Origin of the sequence: Streptomyces olindensis, assembly GCF_040645895.1 — a bacterium.
Lineage (GTDB): Bacteria > Actinomycetota > Actinomycetes > Streptomycetales > Streptomycetaceae > Streptomyces > Streptomyces olindensis.
In genome coordinates this window covers 1-21131 of sequence record NZ_JBEYZD010000001.1, presented here as the reverse complement: position 1 = coordinate 21131, position 21131 = coordinate 1, and the positions used below count along the sequence as shown (strand labels likewise).

The window sequence follows — 21131 nt, the reverse complement described above, 5'->3', positions numbered from 1 at the left end:
GGTTCAGCGGTCTTCGACGAGGCGGACGAAATCGCGCTCGTTGCGCTCGGCGCGGCGGACGTACCAGCGGGCGAGCAGGACGAGGGGGACGTAGAGGCCGAAGCCGAGGACGGCCCACTCCAGGCGGCGGGCGTCGGGCATGGCGGCGAACAGCAGCGGGAGCGGGCCGACGAGCAGGCCGAGGACCGCGAAGACGGTGAGGGCGGCGCGCAGCTGGGTGCGCATCAGGGAGCGGACGTAGGTGTGGCCGAGGGTGGTCTGCTCGTCGATCTCGGTGCGCGGGCGGTAGTAGCCGGAGGCCCTTCGGGTCTGCCGGGGCGGGCCGGTGACGACGACGCGGCGTTCGGTGTGGTCCTGGGGCACCGTCACGGCCTCCTCATGAGCAGGTCGCGCAGTTCGCGCGTGTGGCGGCGGCTGACCTGGAGTTCCTCGGAGCCCACGAGGACGCTGACGGTGCCGGCGTCGAGGCGGAGCTCGCCGATGTGGCGCAGGGCGACGAGGTGGCGGCGGTGGATGCGGACGAAACCGCGCGAGCGCCAGCGCTCCTCCAGGGTGGACAGCGGGATGCGCACCAGGTGGCTGCCCTTGTCGGTGTGCAGGCGGGCGTAGTCGCCCTGGGCCTCGACGTGGGTGATGTCGTCGACGGCCACGAACCGGGTCACGCCGCCCAGCTCGACGGGTATGTGGTCCGGGTCGGGTTCGCTCACGGGTATGCGCGGGGCGGCGCCGCGCAGCTCGGCGGCCCGGCGGACGGCCTCGGCGAGGCGTTCCTTGCGGACGGGCTTGAGGACGTAGTCGACGGCCTTGAGGTCGAAGGCCTGGACGGCGAAGTCCTCGTGGGCGGTGACGAACACGACGAGCGGCGGCCGGGCGAACCCGGTGAGCAGCCGGGCCAGGTCGAGTCCGTCGAGGCCGGGCATCTGGATGTCGAGGAAGACGACGTCGATCGCCTCGGGCCCGCCGGGGCCGGATTCCAGGGCGCGGTTGATGCGGCGCAGCGCCTCGGTCGCGTCGCCGGCGCCCTCCGCGCTGCCGATCCGGGGGTCGGCCTGCAGCAGGTAGAGCAGTTCCTCGAGCGAGGGGCGTTCGTCGTCGACAGCCAGGGCGCGCAGCATGAACGTGGAGTGTAGGGGCGGAGGGCCGGTGGATACAGTGCCCGCATGAACAGCAGGTCCTCGGCGTTCGACGAACTCGACCGGAAGATCGTCACCGCGTTGATGGCGAACGCCCGGACGTCGTTCGCGGAGATCGGCACGGCGATCGGGCTGTCGGCCACGGCGGTCAAGCGGCGGGTCGACCGGCTGCGGGAGACCGGCGTGATCACCGGGTTCACGGCGACCGTCAAGCCGTCGGCCCTGGGCTGGCGCACAGAGGCCTACGTCGAGGTGTACTGCGAGGGCGCCGCCCCGCCGCGGCGGCTGGCCGACGTCGTGCGCGACTACCCGGAGATCACCGCGGCGATGACCGTGACCGGCGGCGCGGACGCGCTGCTGCACGTGCGGGCACGGGACGTGGAGCACTTCGAGGAGGTGCTGGAGCGGATCCGGCAGGAGCCGTTCATCCGGAAGACGATCAGCGTGATGGTGCTGTCCCATCTGCTGCCGGACAGTCCGGAGGCGGGAGCCAGCCACCCGGCGCCCGAGTAGGTCCCGGGCGGCGCAGCGTCCGTGCGCCGACCTGCCGGAAGACGCAGCGTTCCTGCGCGGACGCGCAACCTTTGTTTCTTGTCGGCCCCCGCCGTCACTTCCTACCGTTGTGTCAACCCCCAGTCACACACCGTGAGGAAGCGGAGGGACCCCTCTGTGCCCGACTCCCGTGTGCCGCGCCGGCGGCGCTACCTCGTCTGCGAACCCAGACACTTCGCCGTGCAGTACGCGATCAACCCCTGGATGCACCCCGACGACCCCGTCGACGTGCTCAGGGCCCTGGACCAGTGGCAGGCGCTGGTCGACACCTACCGTGCCCACGGCCATACCGTGGACACTGTGAAGCCCGTTCCCGGCCTGCCCGACATGGTCTTCGCCGCGAACGCGGCGGTCGTCGTCGACGGCCGCGTCTTCGGCTCCCTCTTCCACGCGCCCGAGCGCCGTCCCGAGTCCGTGCCGTACGAGGCGTGGTTCAAGACGGAGGGCTACGAGGTCTACCACCCCGAGTCGGTGTGCGAGGGCGAGGGCGACCTCGTGCCCGCGGGCCGCTGGATCCTGGCCGGGACGGGCTTTAGGACCACCCGGGAGGCCCACAGCGAGGTGCAGGAGTACTTCGGCGTACCGGTGATCAGCCTGACGCTGGTGGATCCGTACTTCTACCACCTGGACACGGCGCTGTTCGTCCTCGACGAGGGGCGCGACGGGAACATCGCCTACTACCCCGAGGCGTTCTCGCCGGGCAGCCGCGAGGTGCTGGCCCGGCTGTACCCGGACGCGGTGCTCGCCACCCGCGAGGACGCGATGGCGTTCGGGCTGAACTCCGTCTCCGACGGGCGTCACGTGTTCATCTCGCCGGGGGCGACGGACCTGGCCGGGCAGCTCGCCGACCGCGGTTACGTCCCCGTCCCCGTCGACCTGTCCGAGTTCCAGAAGGCCGGTGGCGGCATCAAGTGCTGCACCCAGGAGATCCGGGAGATCCGCTCATGACCGCACCCGTCCGCACCCAGGGCTCCGAGGAGCCCCCCGTCTCGCGGCAGGCCCGCGGTTCCGAGGAGCTCATCCGCGCGGAGGAGCCGGTCCTCGCGCACAACTACCACCCGCTGCCCGTGGTCGTCGCCCGCGCCGAGGGCACGTGGGTGGAGGACGTGGAGGGCCGCCGCTACCTCGACATGCTGGCCGGGTACTCGGCCCTCAACTTCGGCCACCGGCACCCGGCGCTGATCGAGGCGGCCCACCGCCAGCTCGACCGGCTGACCCTGACCTCGCGGGCCTTCCACAACGACCGGCTCGCGGAGTTCGCCGAGCGGCTGGCCGCGCTGACCGGGCAGGACATGGTGCTGCCCATGAACACCGGCGCGGAGGCGGTGGAGAGCGGTGTGAAGGTGGCCCGCAAGTGGGCCTACGACGTCAAGGGCGTCCCGGCGGACCGGGCCACGATCGTGGTGGCGGCGGACAACTTCCACGGCCGTACGACGACGATCGTCAGCTTCTCGACGGACGAGACCGCCCGGGCCGGCTTCGGGCCGTTCACACCGGGTTTCCGGGTCGTGCCGTACAACGACCTGGCCGCGCTGGAGGCGGCGGTCGACGAGACGACGGCGGCGGTGCTGATCGAGCCGATCCAGGGCGAGGCCGGGGTGATCGTCCCGGACGACGGCTACCTGGCCGGCGTGCGCGAGCTGACCCGCCGCATGGGGTGCCTGTTCATTGCCGACGAGATCCAGTCCGGGCTGGGCCGGACGGGCAGCACGCTGGCGGTCGAGCACGAGTCGGTCGTGCCGGACGTGGTGCTGCTGGGCAAGGCGCTGGGCGGCGGCATCGTGCCGGTGTCGGCGGTGGTCGGGCGCCGGGAGGTGCTCGGGGTGCTGCACCCGGGCGAGCACGGCTCGACCTTCGGCGGCAACCCGCTGGCGGCGGCGGTCGGCACGGCCGTGGTCGAGCTGCTGGAGACGGGCGAGTTCCAGCGCCGGGCGGCCGACCTGGGCGGGACCCTGCGCGAGGGGCTGACGGGTCTGGTCGGCAAGGGCGTGGTCGGGTTCCGCTCGCGCGGGCTGTGGGCGGGTGTCGACGTCGACCCGGCGCTCGGCACGGGGCGTGAGATCAGCGAGCGCCTCATGCGGGAGGGGGTCCTGGCGAAGGACACCCACGGTTCGACGATCCGCCTGGCGCCGCCGCTGACGATCACCGCCGGGGAACTCGAAGGGGCGCTCGGGGCCCTGGAGAAGGTACTCGGGCAGCGGAGCTGAGGCCCACGGGCCGGGCGGGCACCCGCCCGGCCCGCACCGCCCTCCACCGAGCGGCCCCGTCCAGGCCGCCCGCACCCGCAGGAAGGGTGAAGATTGGTGCAAGAGGTGGTAGACCACTCTCAGCGACAGAGAGGTCGGCCGTGGGCGCACACGAGGAGTACGGCGTTGGCCGGCAGCGGTTCGACGTAGCCGACGCCGCGCCCCTGTTGCTCGATCCGCAGGGCGTGGTGACGGGCTGGACCGGCGCCGCCCGGCTGCTGCTGGCGTACCCGGCGTCCGAGGCGGTCGGCAGGAAGCTGGCCGATCTGCTGACCGGCGAGGACGCGCAGCGCGTACCGGACCTGGTCGAGCGGTGCCGCAGGGACGGCGGCTGGACGGGACTGCTGACGGCCCGCCGCAGGGACGGGCAGCCGGTGCGGGTCATGGCCCGGATCACCTCGGCCGACGAGGCCCACGGCGGCTCGCGCTGGCTGGTGCTGCTGTCGGAGCTGGCGGACGCGCCCGGCTGGGACATGAGCCGTACGGTGCTGGAGCGGATGGTGTCCGACGCCCCGGTCGGGATCGCGATCGTGGACACGGACCTGCGTTTCGTGTGGTCGAACGCCGCCCTGGAGCAGTTCGGCGGCGGGCCGGCGCCGCGACGGCTCGGCCTGCGCTTCGCGGACGTCCAGCCCGGCATGGACGCCCAGGCGGTCGAGGCGCAGATGCGGCACGTGCTGGAGACCGGCGAGGCGGTGGTCGGGTACGAGCACGTGGGGCAGATCCGGTCGGCGCCGCTGCGCGAGACCGCGCACATGCTGTCCTTCACCCGGCTCGAGGACGACCGGGGCCGTCCGATAGGCGTGTACTACACGGTCGTCGACATGACCGAGCGGCACCGTGCCCGGCAGCGGCTGGCGCTGCTCGACCGGGCCGGCCAGAGCATCGGCCGCAGCCTGGACCTGGTGCGCACCGCGCAGGAGCTGGCCGACGTGGCCGTGCCGGGACTGGCCGACTTCGTCACCGTGGACCTGCTGGAGACGGTGCTCCGGGGCGCCGAGCCGGCTCCGGGGCCGCTCGCGGACACCGAACCGCCGGCGCTGCGCCGGGCCGGACACCGTTCCACGGAGGACGACCTGCCGGAGACGGCCGTCGGGATCGGCGACGGCGTGGCCTACCTGCCCGGGTCTCCCCCGGCCCGCTCCCTGGCCACGGGGCGGTCCTGGCGTGCGGAGCGGCTCGATCCGCCGGCCCGGGAGTGGGCCGCGGACGGGCCGGGCGACCGGCGGGCCGCCTTCGTGGGGCCGGGCCCGCACAGCGCGATGACCGTGCCGATCCGCTCCCGCGGGACCGCCCTGGGCGTCACCTCCTTCTTCCGCAGCGACCGCCGGGAGCCCTTCGACGAGGAGGACCTGCGCCTGGCCGAGGACCTCGTCGCCCGCGCGGCCGTCTGCGTGGACAACGCCCGCCGCTACACCCGCGAGCGTGACGCCGCGCTCGTCCTGCAGCGCAGTCTGCTCCCCCACCGGCTGCCCGAGCAGGACGCCGTCGAGGTGGCCGCCTGCTACCGGCCGGCCGACGAGCTGACCGGTCTGGGCGGCGACTGGTACGACCTCATCCCGCTGTCCGGGGCGCGCGTCGCGCTCGTCGTGGGCGAGGTGCCCGGGCACGGCATCGACGCCGCCGCGGCCATGGGGCAGTTGCGGACCGCCGTGCGGACGCTGGCCGCGCTGGACCTGACGCCCGAGGAGGTGCTGGCCCACCTCGACGACCTGGTGGCGCGGTCGGCGCGGGAGGAGGGCGTCGAGCCGGGCGCGGCGGGCCCCGGCAGCGGGCAGTCCATGGGCTCCGGGTGCCTGTACGTCGTCTACGACCCCGTCGACGGCCGGTGTGCGATGGCCGCCGCGGGCCACCCCGCGCCGGCCGTCGTGCTGCCCGACGGTTCGGTCAGTTTCGTCGACCTTCCGCAGGGGCCGCCGCTCGGCGTGGGCGGCCCGCCCTTCGAGGCGGTCGAGCTGTCCCTGGCGGAGGGCAGCACGCTGGCGCTGCACACCGACGGGCTGCTGGCCCGTGGCGAGACGACCTGGGCGGTCGACGCCGGCCGGGAGCGGCTGCGCAGGGCGCTGGAGCGGGCGGGGCCGCTCGAGTCGTGCTGCAGGGCCGTGGTGGACGCGCTGGTCCCGGCGCGCCCGTACGACGACGTGGCGCTGCTGATGGCCCGGACGAAACGTCTCGGCGCCGACCAGGTCGCGGCCTGGGACCTGCCCTGCGACCCGGCCGTCGTCGCCGAGGCCCGCCGCACGGCCACCCGGCAGCTCTCGCGCTGGGGCCTGGAGGAACTGGTCTTCACCACGGAGCTGGTGGTGAGCGAGCTGGTCACCAACGCCATGCGGTACTCGGACGGGCCCATCCGGCTCCGGCTGATCCGCGAGCGGGCCCTGGTCTGCGAGGTCTTCGACGGCGGTGCGACCGCGCCCCATCTGCGGCACCCCCGCACGACGGACGAGGGCGGGCGCGGACTGCTGCTGGTCTCCCAGCTCACCCAGCGGTGGGGCACGCGCTTCATCCCCGACGGGAAGATCATCTGGGCCGAGCAGTCCCTGACGGATCTCGCCGAGCAGTCCCTGACGGATCTCCTGGAGTGACCCCGGGTCCCACTTCGTACATACCGTGCGAAACTGGTGTGACCCCGGCAGCGGTGAGGCGGTGGCCATGGCGGATACGGCGATCGACTACCCGGCGGTGTTCCAGGCCCTGCCCGGCATGGTGGCGCTCTTGACGCCCGAGCTGGTGTACGCGGACGTCAACGAGGAGTTCGTCCGCGGCTCCGGCCGCTCCCGCGAGCAACTGGTCGGCCGCTACCTGTTCGACGTCTTCCCGGACAACCCCAACGACCCGGCCGCGACGGGCATGCGCAACCTGGAGGCCTCGCTGTACCGCGTCCTGGCCACCGGCGAGCGCGACACCATGGCCCTCCAGCGCTACGACGTCGAGGACCCCGAGCGCCCCGGGGAGTGGGAGGAACGCTACTGGAGCCCGGTGAACGCGCCGCTGCTCGGACCCGACGGGAAAGTGGTGCTGATCGTGCACCGCGTCGAGGAGGTCACGGAGCTGATCCGGGCCCGGGGCCGGGGCGGCGGGAGCCGGGCGGGCCGGAACAGCCGCGCGCGGGTGCTGGAGGCCGAGCTGTACACCCGCGCCCGTGAACTGCAGGAGCTGAACGAGCGGCTGCGCCTCGCGCACTCCCGGGAGCGGGAGGTGGCGCTGGCACTGCAGGAGGCGATGCTGCCCGCCGGCCGCCAGGTCCACCACCACCGGGCCGCCGTCCGCTACCGGCCGGCCGTGGGCGCGCTCAACGTGTGCGGGGACTGGTACGACCTGGTCGACCTGGTGGGCGGCCACCGGATCGGCGTGTCCGTGGGCGACGTGGTCGGGCACGGACTGCCGGCCGCCGGGGTCATGGGCCAGCTGCGCAGCGCGCTCAGCGCGGCCTCCCGGGTCGCCGAGGGCCCCGCGCAGGCCCTGGACGTACTGGGGCGTTACGCGAACGTGGTCGACGGCGCCGAGTCGGCGACCGCGGTGACGACGTTCGTCGACTTCGACCGGAACACCGTGACCTACAGCAGCGCCGGCCATCTCCCGCCGGTGCTGGTCCACCCCGACGGCCGCACCGAGTTCCTCGACCGGGCGACCGACACACCGCTCGACGCCCGCCCCGACCCGATCCCCCGGCCCCAGGCGGACACCGCGTTCACGCCGGGCGCCACCCTGGTGCTCTACACCGACGGCCTGGTCGAACGGCGCCGCGAGGACATCGACGTGGGCCTCGCCCGGCTCGCCGACGCCCTGCGTTGCCACCGGGACCAGGACCCGGAGACCCTCGCCGACACGGTCCTGCTGGAGCTGCTGCCGCCCGGCGGTGCCACCGACGACACGGCACTCGTCATCGTACGGCTATGAGCTACCTGCGGGTCCTGCCGTGATCGAGCAGCCGGACGCGGTCCACGTTCTGCCGGTCCTCGGCGTCCGCGCTGGGCTCGCCGCCGAACCACGCGTCGAGGATCTCCTTCAGCAGCGGCTCGGAGGTCAGGCGCAGGCTGAGCGCCAGCACGTTGGCGTCGTTCCAGCGGCGGGCCCCGTCGGCGGTGTAGGCGTCCGTGCACAGCGCCGCCCGTACGCCGGGAACCTTGTTCGCGGCGATCGACGCGCCCGTGCCGGTCCAGCAGCACACCATGGCCTGGTCGGCCGTCCCGTCGGCGACCTCCCGGGCCGCGGCCTCGGAGCAGACCGCCCACTGCGGGTCGTCCCCGGGGCGCAGCGCGCCGTGCGGGCGCACCTCGTGCCCCCGCTCGCGCAGCGCGGCCACGAGGGAGCGGGCGACGGGCTCGTCCATGTCCGAGGAAACAGAGATCCGCATAGGTCGCAGGGTACTCGGCGGGGCCCCGGCGCGCCGGTCACCCGTACGGAGCAGCACGCCGGCCTCACCGCCCTCCCCGGCCCCAGAGGCACCACCCCGCACACCCCGCCCTGACTGACCATCAGTCAATCGGCAAAGGATCTGTGCGGTACGGGTGCACGAGGTGCCCGGCGGCTCGCCCTGCACCTACACTGGCACCCCACGACATGCCGGTTGACCTGCTGGAACGCGGCGGTTGAGTCCACCGCGAGAGTCGAGGAGCGCCCGCTTTGTTCTACTACCTGCTGAAATACGTGCTGCTGGGCCCGCTGCTGAGACTGGTCTTCCGGCCTCGAATAGAGGGCCTGGAGCACGTGCCGTCGGAGGGCGCCGCCATCATCGCCGGCAACCACCTGTCGTTCTCGGACCACTTCCTGATGCCCGCGGTCCTCAAGCGGCGCATCACCTTCCTGGCGAAGGCCGAGTACTTCACGGGACCGGGCATCAAGGGCCGGCTGACGGCGTCGTTCTTCCGCAGCGCGGGGCAGATCCCGGTCGACCGCTCCGGCAAGGACGCGGGCCAGGCCGCGATCCGCGAGGGCCTCGGCGTGCTGGGCAAGGGCGAGTTGCTCGGCATCTACCCCGAGGGCACGCGCTCGCACGACGGCCGGCTCTACAAGGGCAAGGTCGGCGTCGCGGTGATGGCCCTGAAGGCCGGGGTGCCGGTGGTGCCCTGCGCGATGATCGGCACCTTCGAGGCCCAGCCGCCCGGCAAGGTCATCCCCAACATCCACCCCGTGGTGATCCGCTTCGGCAAGCCTCTCGACTTCTCCCGGTACGAGGGCATGGAGAACGAGAAGGCCGTCCTGCGCGCCATCACCGACGAGATCATGTACGCGATCCTCTCGCTGTCCGAGCAGGAGTACGTCGACCAGTACGCGGCCGTCGTGAAGGCTGAGGAGGCCGCCGCCGCGAAGGAGCGGAAGTTCCCCCGCATGCCCCTCAGTTGAGGTCTGCTGTCGGCAGAACGCCGTGACCCGGCGGGCCCCGGCGCCCTACGGTCACGGCATGAGACGTGCTGTGGTGATCGGGGCCGGCGGACAGATCGGGCGGCCGGCGGTGGCGGCGCTGGCGCGGGACGGCTGGGAGGTGACGGCCGCCTCCCGCGGCGGAGGCCGCGCCGGGGACTGGCCGGACGGGGTACGGACTGAGCGGCTGGACCGCGAGGACGACGCGGCGCTGGCCGCGCTGATCGGCGACGGCTGCGACCTGGTGGTCGACGTCGTCGCCTACGGGGCCCGGCACGCCCGGCAGTTGACGCGTCTGGCCGACCGGATCGGCTCGGCCGTGGTCGTGTCCACCGTGTCGGTCTACGAGGACGGCAAGGGCCGGGGCTTCGACACGATGGAGGAACCGGACGGCTTCCCGGAGTACCCCGTGCCGATCGGGGAGGACCAGCCGACGGTCCCGCCGGGGGACGCCACGTACAGCACCGGCAAGGCCGCCCTGGAGCGTGAACTCCTCGCGGCGGGCGACCGGTTGCCCACCACACTGCTGCGCGCCGGCGCGATCCACGGCCCCCGCAGCCCGCTCCCCCGCGAGCTGTACTTCGTGAAGCGGAACCTCGACGGCCGGCGCAGGCGCGTGGTCGCCCACCGGGGCGAGAGCCTGTTCCACACGGCGGCCGCCCGGAACATCGCCGAGCTGGTCCGGCTGGCGGCGGCCCGGCCGGGCTCGCGCGCGCTCAACGCCTGCGACCCGCGGCCGCCGACGGTGTCGGAGATCGGGGCGGCCATCGACGCGGTCATGGGCGTGGAGACGGAGACCGTCCTGGTGGACGGGCCGGCACCGGCGCCGTCCGTGGGCCGTACCCCCTGGTCGACACCGCTGCCCGTGGTGTGCGACATGTCCTCGGCCGAGCGGGAGCTGGGTTACCGGCCGGTCGTGTCGTACGCCGACAGTCTGCCGGAGACGGTCGACTGGCTCACCCGCCGGCTCTCCGCGCAGGACTGGCGGGAGGCGTTCCCCGCTCTCGCGCGGATCTACCCGGACCTCTTCGGCTACGCGGCGGAGGACGCCTGGTTCGCGGCCCAGGGGTCATGAGGAAGGGGCGGCCGGTGCTCCGGCCGCCCCTCCGCCACCGTACGGCCGACGGCTACGGCTTCGGCGTGGCGTGCGGCGCGCACGTCACGTCCGCGCCGTCCAGCTTGCCGGTCAGCAGGTAGCTGTCCACCCGGGTGTTGATGCACGGGTTCACCAGGCCGGTGACGCCGTGGGAGCCCGCGTCCTTCTCGGTGATCAGGCGGGAGCCCTTGAACCGCTTGTGCAGTTCGACGGCACCCTCGTACGGGGTGGCCGCGTCCCGCTCGGACTGCACGATCAGCACCGGCGGCAGGCCCTTGCCGGTCTTCACGTCCAGCGGCGTCTGCTGCTTGGCCGGCCAGGTGGCGCACGGCAGGTTCATCCAGGCGTTGGCCCACGTCATGAACGGGTGGTCCCGGTGCAGCCGCGTGTTGTCGCGGTCCCACCGCTGCCAGCTGGTGGGCCACTTGGCGTCGGCGCACTCGACGGCCGTGTACACGGCGTTGCCGTTCTCCGAGGAGGCGTTGCCCGCGGTGTCCGACAGGTCGGGGGCGGCGGCGTCGATCAGCGCCTGGGTGTCCCCGGCGACGTACTTGCTGAAGACCGAGGCGACCGGGGCCCACTGGGAGTCGTAGTACGGGGCGCTCTGGAAGAAGGAGATCAGCTCGGCCGGGCCGACGACGCCGCCGAGCGGGCTCTTCTTGGCGGTGGCGCGCAGCTTCAGCCACTGCTGCTGGACCTCGTCGCGGGTGTCGCCGAGGTGGTAGGTCGCGTCGTTCTTCGCGACCCAGTCCTGCCAGTCCTTCCAGCGGCCCTCGAAGGCGACGTCCTGGTCCAGGTTGGCCTGGTACCAGATCTTCTCCCGGGACGGGTTGACGACGCTGTCGACGACCATGCGGCGCACGTGGCCGGGGAAGAGGGTGCCGTAGACGGCGCCGAGGTAGGTGCCGTAGGAGACACCGAGGAAGTTGAGCTTCTTCTCGCCGAGGGCGGCGCGGATGACGTCGAGGTCGCGCGCGGTGTTCGGCGTGGTCATGTGCGGCAGCATCCAGCCGCTGCGCTCGTGGCAGCCCTCGGCGTACTCGCGGGCCAGCTTGCGCTGGGCGAGCTTGTCGGCCTCGGAGTCGGGCACCGGGTCCATCTTGGGCGCCTTGACGAACTCCTGCGGGTCGACGCAGGAGATCGGCGTCGACTTGCCGACGCCGCGCGGGTCGAAGCCCACGAAGTCGTAGGCCTTGGCGGCGTTGGCCCAGATGGGGTTCTTGCTCGTGACCCGGGCCGGGAAGCGCAGTCCGGAGCCGCCGGGGCCGCCCGGGTTGTAGATGAGGGCGCCCTGCCGCTCGGCCTTGGTGCCCGTGTTGCCGATGCGGTCGACGGCGAGCTTGATCTGCTTGCCGTACGGCTTGGCGTAATCGAGCGGCACCGTCACGTACCCGCACTGGATCGGCTTGGCCAGGTTCCAGTCGGCGGGGCAGTCCTGCCAGTCGATGCCGGCCTTCGCGGCCCTGGCTGCCGCGATGGCGGCGCCCCGGGCCTCGCGGTCCTGGCCGGGGCCGCTGCCCGCACTCGCGTTCGCCGTGGGCGCCGCGACGGCGCCGGCTATCAGCGTGGCCGTGACGAGCGCGCCGGCCGAACCGAGCGCCGCCACCCGCCTCTTCGGTCTCGTACCCCTCAAGTGGGACCTCCCCGTACGAAGTTGCGATCAGTACGGGGATCCTCTCGGCTGTGAGGTGCCTGAGAACAGGGGATGGTGACCTTCTTTGCCAATCCGATAAACGGAGAACCGCGTCTGTTCTACGGACGGTCACGCGAGGGAGGCCAAGGCCTCGTCGAGCAGCCGCCGCAGCCGGAGGGCGTCCGGCGCCACGGCGGTCACCAGCGCGGCGGGCCCGGCGAGCGGCACGAGACAGGCCCCCTCCCCCAGGGACCGGGCGGTCACCGGCTCGGCGGCGAACTCGGGCCGCACGACGACGAGTTGCCCGACGGCCCGGTGTCCCGCGAGCACGGCCGGACCGTCCCAGCCGCCCGGCGCGCCGGGACCGCACGCCAGTTCCTGGTCGAGCACCACCTGGCCGGCGACCCGCACGGTCAGCCGGCTCGTCAGCCGTCCGGGTTCCTCACCGGACCGCCCGAGCACCTGCTCCTCGCGCAGGACCAGCCGGGCGGTGGCGGCGAGTTCGACACGGGTCGTGACGTACAGATCGCTGCCCCGCGCGGAGATCAACTGCTCGGGCAGCCAGTGCAGTTCGGCTCCGTCGGCGATGTCGAGCCGAACGTCGTAGCGCGCCTCGCCCTTCGCCTGACCGGGCAGCGCGATGGTGGCGGCGGCCGATCCGACGGACAGTCGCGCCCCCTCCTCCACCCGGGCCCGCACGGTGAAGTGGTCACCGCCGAGCGGTCCGCTCATCGCGCCGACCAGCATGACCCGCGCCTCGCCGCCGCCGGACCGGGTGCGCCGCAGCGCCAGGGGCCCGTCGCTCTCCAGCACGGGCAGGGAGGTCCCGCCCCGTCCGTCGTCCCGGGCCAGGATCCTCGCGACGGACCGCACCCCGGCGGAGCCGCTCACGCTCATGCCGCCCAGGCGGCGAGCTGCGCGCGCACCCACGCGGCGACGTCGGCCACCCCGGCCTCGCTGCGCAGCGACTGGAAGACGACCGGGAGTTCCGCCCGCTGCGCCTTGGCGTCGGCTGCCATGCGGGCCAGGTCGGAGCCGACGTACGGGGCGAGGTCGGTCTTGTTGACGACGAGCAGGTCGGCGGTGGTCACACCCGGTCCGCCCTTGCGGGGGATGTCATCGCCCCCGGCCACGTCGATGACGAAGATCTGCGCGTCGACGAGCCCCTTGGAGAAGGTCGCGGTCAGGTTGTCCCCGCCGGACTCCACGAGCACCAGGTCCAGCGGCCCCACGGCGTCCTCCAGGTCCTCCACCGCTTCGAGGTTGGCGGAGATGTCGTCCCGGATCGCGGTGTGCGGGCAGGCCCCCGTCTCCACGGCGGTGATCCGCTCGGGCGGCAGCACGGCCTCCCGGAGCAGGAACTCGGCGTCCTCCCGGGTGTAGATGTCGTTGGTGACGACGGCGAGGGACAGCTCGTCCCGCAGTGCCCGGCAGAGGGCGGCGACGGTGGCGGTCTTCCCGGACCCCACGGGCCCGCCGAGACCGATGCGCAGCGCGCGGCGAGTGCCGTCGGGGCGGTGTGCGTCGGCGCCGACGGCGGCCGGTCCGTCATGGCTGTGGCTGTGGTCGAGGTGCATGTACGGCTCCTGCGTTCTTGTCCGACTGATTCGACGAGGTGGGTGACGGGCCGCCGGCTAGGAGGCGAACAGCCGGACGGGCCACTGCGCGTGCGCCTCCGCCCCGATCTCCAGCAGCGGCGCGGACGCGGCGGGCAGCGCGTCGACCCCCTCGTCGACCACCCGCCGCGCCGACTCCACCGCCCGGTCCGCGACCCGGTCCAGCTCCGGCGCCAGCCGGGCCAGCACGCCCGTCGCGTCGAAGGGGTCCAGGCTCAGCAACCGCACCGTCGCCGTGGCCGGTCCGCTGACGCTCTCGTACGCCGCGCAGTACGCCGCGTCGACCGGCCCCAGCCCCGCCGCCCGGGCCGCCAGCCCGAGCACCACCGGCTGGTGGGCGCCCTTGGGGAACTCCCGGCCCAGGGCGTCCAGCTCGGCGGACGGCCAGGTCGCCCGGGCGGCCCGCATCAGCTGCCGGCCCAGCTTGCGCGCGGCGAGCCGCAGCGCGGGCGACGGCGTACGGGCGTCCGCGGCGCGGTCCAGCGCGACGGGGTCGATGCCGAGCGCCGCGGCTGCCGCCAGGGCGGCCGCCATCAGCCCGGCCGTGTGCAGCCGTCCCCGGCAGAAGTCCGCGAGGCTCGCCGCCCCGCTGATCCGTCCGGCCTTGACCGCCGCCTCGGCTCCGCCGGAGTGCGCGTGCCCGCCGGCGGGGAAACGGCCGTCGGCCAGGACGAGAAGCGCCGCGCGCGACATCGCAACCCCGCCTTCAGAAGAGGAAGTAGCGCTGGGCCATGGGCAGCTCGGCCGCCGGTGACGCCTCGATCAGCTCCCCGTCGACGTGCACGGCGAAGCTGTCGGGATCGACCCGTACCTCGGGCCGCGCGTCGTTCTCCCGCATGTCGGCCTTGGTGACACCGCGCGTCGACTCGATCGCCGTGAACCGCTTGCCGAGGCCCAGTCGCTCCGGCAGCCCGTCCTCCAGGGCGAGCGGCGCCACGAAGTTGAGGGAGTTGGACGCCGGCGCCCGGCCGATCGCCCCGTACATCGGCCGCGGCAGGACCGGCTGCGGCGTCGGGATGGAGGCGTTGGCGTCGCCCATCTGCGCGTAGGCGATCTGCCCGCCCTTGATGACGAGCTGCGGCTTGACGCCGAAGAACGCCGGCTCCCACAGGACCAGGTCGGCCAGCTTGCCGCTCTCCACCGACCCGATCTCGCGGGCCAGGCCCTGGGCGAGCGCCGGGTTGATCGTGTACTTGGCGACGTAGCGGCGCACCCGCCGGTTGTCGGCCCGTCCGTCCCCGGGCAGCGCGCCGCGCCGCCGCTTCATCACGTGCGCGGTCTGCCAGGTCCGCATGACGACCTCGCCCACGCGCCCCATGGCCTGGGAGTCGGAGGAGATGATCGAGATCGCGCCGAGGTCGTGCAGCACGTCCTCGGCGCCGATCGTGGACGGCCGGATCCGGGACTCGGCGAAGGCCAGGTCCTCCGGCACGGCCGGGTTGAGGTGGTGGCACACCATCAGCATGTCGAGGTGTTCCTCGGCGGTGTTGACGGTGAACGGCCGGGTGGGGTTGGTGGAGCTCGGCAGCACGTGCGGCTCGGAGACCACGGTCATGATGTCCGGCGCGTGCCCGCCGCCCGCGCCCTCGGTGTGGTACGCGTGGATGCCCCGCCCGGCGATCGCGGCGAGCGTGTCACCGACGAACCCGGCCTCGTTGAGGGTGTCCGTGTGGATGGCGACCTGGATGCCCGTCTGTTCGGCGACGGTCAGCGAGGCGTCGATGACGGCCGGGGTGGAGCCCCAGTCCTCGTGCAGCTTCAGACCGAGCGCGCCGCCCCGGATCTGCGACAGCATCGCCTCGTGGGAGACGGTGTTGCCCTTGCCGAGCAGGCCGATGTTGAGCGGGTACGCCTCCATGGCCTCCAGCATCCGGGCCAGGTGCCAGGGGCCGGGCGTCACGGTGGTCGCCTTGGAGCCCTCGGCCGGGCCGGTGCCGCCGCCGACGAGGGTCGTGATGCCGGAGGACAGCGCCTCGTCGGCGATCTGCGGGCAGATGAAGTGGACGTGCGCGTCGATCGCGCCGGCCGTGAGGATCCGCCCGTTGCCGGCGATGATCTCGGTCTCGGGGCCGATGACCAGGTCGGGGTGGACGCCGTCCATGGTGTCGGGGTTGCCGGCCTTGCCGATGCCGGTGATCCGCCCGTCGCGGATGCCCACGTCGGCCTTGACGATGCCCCAGTGGTCGATGATCACCGCGCCGGTGATCACGGTGTCCGGGGTGCCCTCGGCGCGCGTGGCACGCGCCTGTCCCATGGACTCCCGGATGACCTTGCCGCCGCCGAACACGGCCTCGTCGCCGGCGCGTCCGGGCCCGCCGGAGCGGTCCTCCTCGATCTCGACCAGCAGGTCGGTGTCGGCGAGCCGGATCCGGTCGCCGGTCGTCGGGCCGAACAGGTCGGCGTACGCGGCACGCGAGATCTCAGGCATCGAGGGCACCTCCGGTCTCCCCGCGCAGGCCGGGCACGACCCGGGCGCCGCTGAGCGGAACGAGTTCGACGTCGACGGGGATCCCGGGCTCGAAGCGCACGGCCGTGCCGGCGGCGACGTTCAGCCGCTTGCCGCGCGCGGCGGCGCGGTCGAACTCCAGACCGGGGTTGGCCTCGGCGAAGTGGTAGTGGGAGCCGACCTGGACGGGGCGGTCGGCGGCGTTGAGGACGGTGAGCCGGGTGACGTCGCGGCCCTCGTTGTAGGCAATCGGGTCCTCGGCGAAGAGGATCTCTCCGGGGATCATCGGGGCCCTCTCAGACGATCGGCTCGTGGACGGTGACGAGCTTGGTGCCGTCCGGGAAGGTGGCCTCGACCTGCACGTCGTGGATCATCTCGGGGACGCCCTCCATGACGTCGTCCCGGGTGAGCAGCTTGCGTCCGGAGGCCATGAGTTCGGCGACGGTCCTGCCGTCCCGGGCGCCTTCGAGGATGTGCGACGTGATGAGGGCGACCGCCTCGGGGTGGTTGAGCCTGAGCCCACGGGCCCGGCGCTTCTCGGCCACGTCGGCCGCCACGTGGATCAGCAGCCTCTCTTGCTCGTGCGGGGTCAGTTGCACGTCCCACCTCACAGTCCTCGCTCCGGACCGTGCGGGGCCCGGTTGCCGCGGCCCCCGGGGAAAACCCCTGGTGGCGTGGCGGCAGGCTAGTTGGACCGGGTTTCAGGCACGTTAACCGAGCGGTGATCCCTCAGGCACCGGCGCGCGGGTCCCGCATGCGCATCAGCGCCCGCACTCCGTCCCGGAGGGTCTGCGAGGGCAGTTCCCCGAAGACGGCCATCTGGGCGGCGAACCCCTGTGCGAGGGCGATCATCACACGCGCCATGGCGTCGGCGTCGACGTCCTCGGGGATCAGATCGGCGGCCCGGTAGCCCTCCACCACCTTCGCCCAGCCCGCGCGGACCCGGTCGTAGCCGGAGTGGATGACGGCGGCCAGGTCGTCGTTGCGCAGGGTCTCCGTCCAGGCCTGGAGCATGAGGCGGGGGAAGATCCACTCGCCGTCCTGCACGACGCCGGGCCTGACCTCCTTCAGGGTGGCGAGGAGCCTGGGGATCATCTCGTCGGGCAGCGGCGGCGGGCTCTGCTCGGCCGCGCTCTCGAAGACGCCGCCCACCACCTCCAGCACCTCGCCGACGATCGCCCCGATCAGCTCGTCCTTGCCGCTGAAGTACCGGTAGACCGCGCCGGCGGAGAGGCCGACCTCCTTCAGCACGTCCTGCATGGACGTGGCGTGGAAGCCGTTGCGGGCGAAGCAGAGCGCGGCGCCGTCGAGGATCTGGCGGCGGCGGGCGTCGAGATGTTCCTGGGACACGCGAGCCATGATCCCCAAAGTAAAACGAATATTCATTCTTGACAAGGAGTCCCGGCCGGAGCACGGTGGGAGCAGAGCAAAAACGAACGATCCTTCTTTTTAGCGATCCGGAGACCTCATGCCTTCCACCAGCGCCCGCCACGTGATCGCGGTCGTCGTGCTCGTCCCCGTCCTCGCGGCCCTGGCCCTGTGGGCCTTCGCCTGGCCGGCCGCCCGCACCGCACCCCGCGACCTGCCCCTGGGCATCGCCGGACCGCCCGCGGCGACGGCCCAGGTCGAGCGGCAACTGGAGCGGCACGAGGGCGCGTTCGAGATCCACCGCTACGCCGACGAGGCCGCCGCCCGGGACGCCGTCGAGGACCGGAGCGTGTACGGGGCGGTCGTGGTCACGCCCCAGGGCCCCGAACTGCTCACCGCGTCCGCCGCGGGCCCGGCCGTCGCACAGTTCCTCCAGCAGGCCGTCGCCCAGCAGGCCTCCGCAGGGGGCACCCAGGTCAGGACCGTCGACGTCGTCCCCGCGCCGGCGAGCGATCCGCGCGGCGCGGCACTGAACGCCGCCGTGCTGCCGCTCGCCCTGGCCGGCATCGCCGCCGGCGCCGTGGTCACGCGGCTGCGGCTGCGCGGCGTCCGGGCCGTGACCGCGCTGCTCGGTGCGTCCGCCCTGGTGGGCATGGTCGCGGCCGGGATCGCGGACAGCTGGCTCGGGGTGCTCACGGGTGACTGGTGGGCGGAGGCGGCGGTGCTCGGCCTGTCCGCGCTGGCCGTCAGCGGCACCGTCGCCGGACTCGCCGCCCTGGCGGGCACCGCCGGGATGGGGATCGCGGCGGTCGTGGTGATGCTGCTCGGCAACCCCTTCTCCGGCGCGCCGTCGGCACCGCAGATGCTGCCGGAACCGGCCGGCGCGATCGGCCAGTGGCTGCCGCCGGGCGCGGGGACGAGCCTGCTGCGCTCGGTGGCCTACTTCGACGGCGCGGCGGCGACCGGCCCCGCCCTGACCTTGACCTGGTGGGCGGTACTGGGGCTGGGCGCCGTACTGCTCGGCGGTTCGCTCCGGGCGCGCGGGGAGAGCGGCAGCCGCACGGCCGACACGCGCGGCCTCGCGACCGTCGGCTGAGCCGCCGGACCGCGCAGAACGACCGCGCACCCCCGCTGTAGCGGACGGGGGTGCGCGGTCTTTTCGTCTGTTTGCCCCGGACTCCGAGGGCCGGGCCTCCGAATGCCCGCCCCGGACTACGCCGGGCCGCCGGCCCTGCGGTGCTCCGCCGCGATGCCGAACCGCTGCTGTTCGCGAGGAGCGGACGCGACCTCCCGGACCGTCGAGACGGCGCTGATCACCTGCTCCTCGGCGGGCTCCGCCGACTCCGCGAGTTCCTCGAGTCGCCGCAGGTCATCGGCCGAGACGAGGGCGACGAGGGGCTTGCCGTGCCGGGTGACGACGACGCGTTCGCCGGCGTACACCACGCGGTTGATCAGGTCGGCGAGTTCAGCCCTGGCTTGCGTCACCGGAATCTCGTAGGCCATACCCCCATCATAACGTCACGTACGTCCTGTACATTTTTTACAGAGACAGCCGTCCGCCGGGAGACGGCTCTACCCGCGAGGAGGGGTTCGCCATGACCCGACCGTCCGCCCGTTACGTCCTGCCCGAGTTCACCGAACGCACGAGCTCCGGGCACCGGACGATGGACCCGTACTCCAAGCTGCTGGAGGGGCGGATCGTCTTCCTCGGGGCGCCGGTGGACGAGACGTCGGCGAACGACGTGATGGCCCAGTTCATGTACCTGGAGCACCAGGCCCCGGATCGCGACATCGCGCTCTACATCAACTCCCCCGGCGGCTCGTTCCACGCGATGACGGCCATCTACGACACGATGCGCTACGTCACCTGCGACGTGGAGACGATCTGCCTCGGCCAAGCCGGCGCGGCCGCCTCGGTGCTGCTGGCCGCCGGTACCCCCGGCAAGCGATCCGTGCTGCCCGGCGCGCGTCTGGTGATCCATCAGCCGTCGCTGCCCGAGCCGATCCGCGGCCAGGCCAGCGATCTGGCGATCCAGGCCGACGAACTGACGCGCATCCGGACGCGCATGGAGGAGCTGCTCGCACGGCACACGGGCCGCACCCGGGAGCAGGTCGGCGCGGACATCGAGCGGGACAAGATCCTCACCGCCCAGGAGGCGGTGGAGTACGGCCTGGTGGACCGGATCCTCCCCAACCGCGAGGCCACCCTGGTCGCGCCGACCGGACGGTGAGGCTCCGGTGCTGCCGCCCGAACTGCCGCCGCTGCCCGCACTGACTCGCGCCGAGGCGGAGTTGATCGACCGTTACCTCGACGTCGTCGACCTGCTCGGCCGGATCAACCCGGCCCTGCACGGCGACACCTACCGCGGACTGCGCGCCGCCCAGGCCCTGGTCGGCAAGGCGACCGCGCTGCGTGACGCGTTGACCCTGATGCACCAGCGGGGCGAGACGGAACTGCACGCCGGCACGCTGGCCCGGGCGCTGCGGGTGCTGGACGGCGAGCGGCGCACGGCCAGGCTCACGCTGCCGCCCGAGTCCGTCAGTTGACCCGGATCCGACGGCCCGGACGCCCGTTCCGACGACGGGGCGTCCGGGCTTGAGTCGAAACGGACCAAACGACGTACCCCTGTTCGGAGTAGACAGGGATCCTTTTTTTGGGCCCCCACGGTTGCGCAACGCGCGTAGCCGTGGGGCGGAATGGGACATTCCATGCCTGGTCCGGCGGTCCGCGGAGCGGTTGACGGTGGCTCGAACACAGACGTGTCCACCCGAACGGGTGAGTGGTGAGTAACAACACAAATCCCCGGTTCCGTTGGGATTTCCGGACAACCATGAGCCAAGATCCCTGTCTGACGACAAGCCCCCGCCACAGCGGCGGGGCGATCCGGGCGGACGCCGAGTCCTGCCGCCGCCCGGATGACCGGTCGACAGAAGTGGATCGGCAGGAGTGGAGGACCCAAGCACGACGGGTCGCCGGGACGGTCACGCCATGACCGGGCCCGAGCAGCCCTTGGGGTGAAGCCGCGTCAGCGGCCGGGCAACTTCGCCAGCCCGAATCCGACAGGTCATCCTTCACAGGCGGCTGACGAAGGGTTGCGCATGACTGCGCTCAATCGTGTCCCGTCGCTCATGGTCCGGGCCGGTACGGCCTCGGCCCTCACCATCGCCGCGGTGGGCGGCTCCATCGTGGCCCCCGGCCTCTCCTCGGAGGCGGCGGCGGCCACGCATGCGACGAAGGCACTCCAGATCGCGGCCTCGAAGAAGGGTTCGCCCTACAAGTACGGGGCCACCGGGCCGCACCGGTTCGACTGCTCAGGGCTCACGCTGTACTCGTTCAAGAAGGCCGGCAAGAAGCTGCCCCGCACGGCCGCCCAGCAGTACAACAAGACCCACCACATCTCCGCCAAGAACCGCAAGGCGGGGGACCTGGTGTTCTTCCACTCGGGCAAGAACGTGTACCACGTCGGTATCTACGCGGGTAAGAACAAGCTCTGGCACGCCCCGAAGACCGGGGACGTGGTGCGGCTGCAGAAGATCTGGACCAAGAGCGTCTGGTACGGGCGCGTGAAGTAGGCGCCCGGCGTGCGGCCACGGCCGCCGCCACGATCGTGCAGATGCCGAGCGCGATGGAGTGCAGGAAGCTGACCTTCATCACCGACCACGGGTCGGCCTTCGCC

At 72.8% G+C, this 21131-nt stretch carries 23 protein-coding genes and 1 pseudogene; 11 read left to right on the top strand and 13 right to left on the bottom strand.

Annotation, left to right across the window (positions count from 1 at the left end):
- Window positions 1-3: 3 nt before the first annotated feature.
- Together ABZ948_RS00120 and ABZ948_RS00115 are read right to left on the bottom strand one after the other, a co-directional pair.
- Window positions 4-363 (bottom strand): hypothetical protein, encoded by a 360-nt coding sequence (locus ABZ948_RS00120; protein ID WP_190050907.1) that lies wholly within the window; start codon window positions 361-363, stop codon window positions 4-6.
- Window positions 364-365: 2 nt separating this feature from the next.
- Complete coding sequence (locus ABZ948_RS00115) at window positions 366-1115, bottom strand: LytR/AlgR family response regulator transcription factor (protein WP_114250682.1); 750 nt, start codon at window positions 1113-1115, stop codon at window positions 366-368.
- Window positions 1116-1160: 45 nt separating this feature from the next.
- Between ABZ948_RS00115 and ABZ948_RS00110 the strand changes: the two genes are divergently transcribed.
- From ABZ948_RS00110 to ABZ948_RS00090, 5 genes are all read left to right on the top strand, one after another.
- Complete coding sequence (locus ABZ948_RS00110; protein ID WP_359755818.1) at window positions 1161-1646, top strand: Lrp/AsnC family transcriptional regulator; 486 nt, start codon at window positions 1161-1163, stop codon at window positions 1644-1646.
- A gap of 156 nt (window positions 1647-1802) precedes the next feature.
- The gene (gene ddaH, locus ABZ948_RS00105; protein ID WP_359755816.1) at window positions 1803-2633 is read left to right on the top strand and encodes a dimethylargininase; all 831 of its coding nucleotides are present in this window, start codon (window positions 1803-1805) and stop codon (window positions 2631-2633) included.
- A complete protein-coding gene (gene rocD, locus ABZ948_RS00100; protein WP_359755815.1) occupies window positions 2630-3892 on the top strand; it encodes an ornithine--oxo-acid transaminase in 1263 nt (420 codons plus the stop codon). Before ddaH ends, rocD begins: the two co-directional genes overlap by 4 nt.
- Window positions 3893-4032: 140 nt before the next feature.
- A complete protein-coding gene (locus ABZ948_RS00095) occupies window positions 4033-6516 on the top strand; it encodes a SpoIIE family protein phosphatase (RefSeq protein WP_359755814.1) in 2484 nt (827 codons plus the stop codon).
- A 67-nt stretch (window positions 6517-6583) separates the two neighbouring features.
- The gene (locus ABZ948_RS00090; protein ID WP_359755812.1) at window positions 6584-7831 is read left to right on the top strand and encodes a PP2C family protein-serine/threonine phosphatase; all 1248 of its coding nucleotides are present in this window, start codon (window positions 6584-6586) and stop codon (window positions 7829-7831) included.
- A gap of 1 nt (window position 7832) precedes the next feature.
- Here ABZ948_RS00090 and ABZ948_RS00085 read toward each other — a convergent pair whose 3' ends face one another.
- On the bottom strand, window positions 7833-8288 hold the full coding sequence (locus tag ABZ948_RS00085) for an RpiB/LacA/LacB family sugar-phosphate isomerase (protein ID WP_359755811.1): 456 nt from the start codon (window positions 8286-8288) through the stop codon (window positions 7833-7835).
- Window positions 8289-8557: 269 nt separating this feature from the next.
- Between ABZ948_RS00085 and ABZ948_RS00080 the strand changes: the two genes are divergently transcribed.
- Both ABZ948_RS00080 and ABZ948_RS00075 read left to right on the top strand, forming a co-directional pair.
- Window positions 8558-9277: a lysophospholipid acyltransferase family protein gene (locus tag ABZ948_RS00080; RefSeq protein WP_359755810.1), complete on the top strand. Its 720-nt coding sequence runs from the start codon at window positions 8558-8560 to the stop codon at window positions 9275-9277.
- Window positions 9278-9335: 58 nt separating this feature from the next.
- Complete coding sequence (locus ABZ948_RS00075; RefSeq protein WP_359755809.1) at window positions 9336-10370, top strand: NAD-dependent epimerase/dehydratase family protein; 1035 nt, start codon at window positions 9336-9338, stop codon at window positions 10368-10370.
- A gap of 52 nt (window positions 10371-10422) precedes the next feature.
- On the opposite strand, the gene ABZ948_RS00070 is transcribed toward ABZ948_RS00075, so the two are convergent.
- The 8 genes from ABZ948_RS00070 to ABZ948_RS00035 form a co-directional block, all read right to left on the bottom strand.
- The gene (locus tag ABZ948_RS00070) at window positions 10423-12024 is read right to left on the bottom strand and encodes an alpha/beta hydrolase (protein ID WP_359755807.1); all 1602 of its coding nucleotides are present in this window, start codon (window positions 12022-12024) and stop codon (window positions 10423-10425) included.
- Between the two features lie 129 nt (window positions 12025-12153).
- Window positions 12154-12921: an urease accessory protein UreD gene (locus ABZ948_RS00065; RefSeq protein ID WP_359755805.1), complete on the bottom strand. Its 768-nt coding sequence runs from the start codon at window positions 12919-12921 to the stop codon at window positions 12154-12156.
- A complete protein-coding gene (gene ureG / locus ABZ948_RS00060; protein WP_359755803.1) occupies window positions 12918-13601 on the bottom strand; it encodes an urease accessory protein UreG in 684 nt (227 codons plus the stop codon). Before ureG ends, ABZ948_RS00065 begins: the two co-directional genes overlap by 4 nt.
- 57 nt (window positions 13602-13658) lie before the next feature.
- Window positions 13659-14333, bottom strand: coding sequence for an urease accessory protein UreF (locus ABZ948_RS00055; protein WP_359755801.1), 675 nt, complete (start codon window positions 14331-14333; stop codon window positions 13659-13661).
- A 13-nt stretch (window positions 14334-14346) separates the two neighbouring features.
- On the bottom strand, window positions 14347-16068 hold the full coding sequence (locus ABZ948_RS00050) for an urease subunit alpha (RefSeq protein WP_359755799.1): 1722 nt from the start codon (window positions 16066-16068) through the stop codon (window positions 14347-14349).
- Complete coding sequence (locus ABZ948_RS00045) at window positions 16061-16372, bottom strand: urease subunit beta (protein ID WP_359755797.1); 312 nt, start codon at window positions 16370-16372, stop codon at window positions 16061-16063. The genes ABZ948_RS00050 and ABZ948_RS00045 overlap by 8 nt, the downstream gene beginning before the upstream one ends.
- A gap of 10 nt (window positions 16373-16382) precedes the next feature.
- On the bottom strand, window positions 16383-16685 hold the full coding sequence (locus ABZ948_RS00040) for an urease subunit gamma (RefSeq protein WP_031114989.1): 303 nt from the start codon (window positions 16683-16685) through the stop codon (window positions 16383-16385).
- A gap of 130 nt (window positions 16686-16815) precedes the next feature.
- Window positions 16816-17445, bottom strand: a complete 630-nt coding sequence (locus tag ABZ948_RS00035; protein ID WP_359755796.1) for a TetR/AcrR family transcriptional regulator — start codon at window positions 17443-17445, stop codon at window positions 16816-16818.
- A gap of 109 nt (window positions 17446-17554) precedes the next feature.
- On the opposite strand from ABZ948_RS00035, the gene ABZ948_RS00030 reads away from it, so the two are divergent.
- Window positions 17555-18550 (top strand): ABC transporter permease, encoded by a 996-nt coding sequence (locus ABZ948_RS00030; protein WP_359755794.1) that lies wholly within the window; start codon window positions 17555-17557, stop codon window positions 18548-18550.
- A 116-nt stretch (window positions 18551-18666) separates the two neighbouring features.
- Here ABZ948_RS00030 and ABZ948_RS00025 read toward each other — a convergent pair whose 3' ends face one another.
- The gene (locus ABZ948_RS00025) at window positions 18667-18957 is read right to left on the bottom strand and encodes a type II toxin-antitoxin system Phd/YefM family antitoxin (protein ID WP_359755793.1); all 291 of its coding nucleotides are present in this window, start codon (window positions 18955-18957) and stop codon (window positions 18667-18669) included.
- Window positions 18958-19049: 92 nt separating this feature from the next.
- On the opposite strand from ABZ948_RS00025, the gene ABZ948_RS00020 reads away from it, so the two are divergent.
- The 3 genes from ABZ948_RS00020 (at window position 19050) to ABZ948_RS00010 (ending at window position 21027) form a co-directional block, all read left to right on the top strand.
- Complete coding sequence (locus ABZ948_RS00020) at window positions 19050-19685, top strand: ATP-dependent Clp protease proteolytic subunit (RefSeq protein WP_359755791.1); 636 nt, start codon at window positions 19050-19052, stop codon at window positions 19683-19685.
- Window positions 19686-19692: 7 nt separating this feature from the next.
- A complete protein-coding gene (locus ABZ948_RS00015; protein ID WP_031114994.1) occupies window positions 19693-20001 on the top strand; it encodes a hypothetical protein in 309 nt (102 codons plus the stop codon).
- 552 nt (window positions 20002-20553) lie between these two features.
- Window positions 20554-21027, top strand: a complete 474-nt coding sequence (locus tag ABZ948_RS00010) for a C40 family peptidase (RefSeq protein ID WP_359755790.1) — start codon at window positions 20554-20556, stop codon at window positions 21025-21027.
- A 16-nt stretch (window positions 21028-21043) separates the two neighbouring features.
- Here ABZ948_RS00010 and ABZ948_RS00005 read toward each other — a convergent pair.
- Window positions 21044-21131, bottom strand: a pseudogene (locus ABZ948_RS00005) (DUF3566 domain-containing protein); the annotation flags it as partial.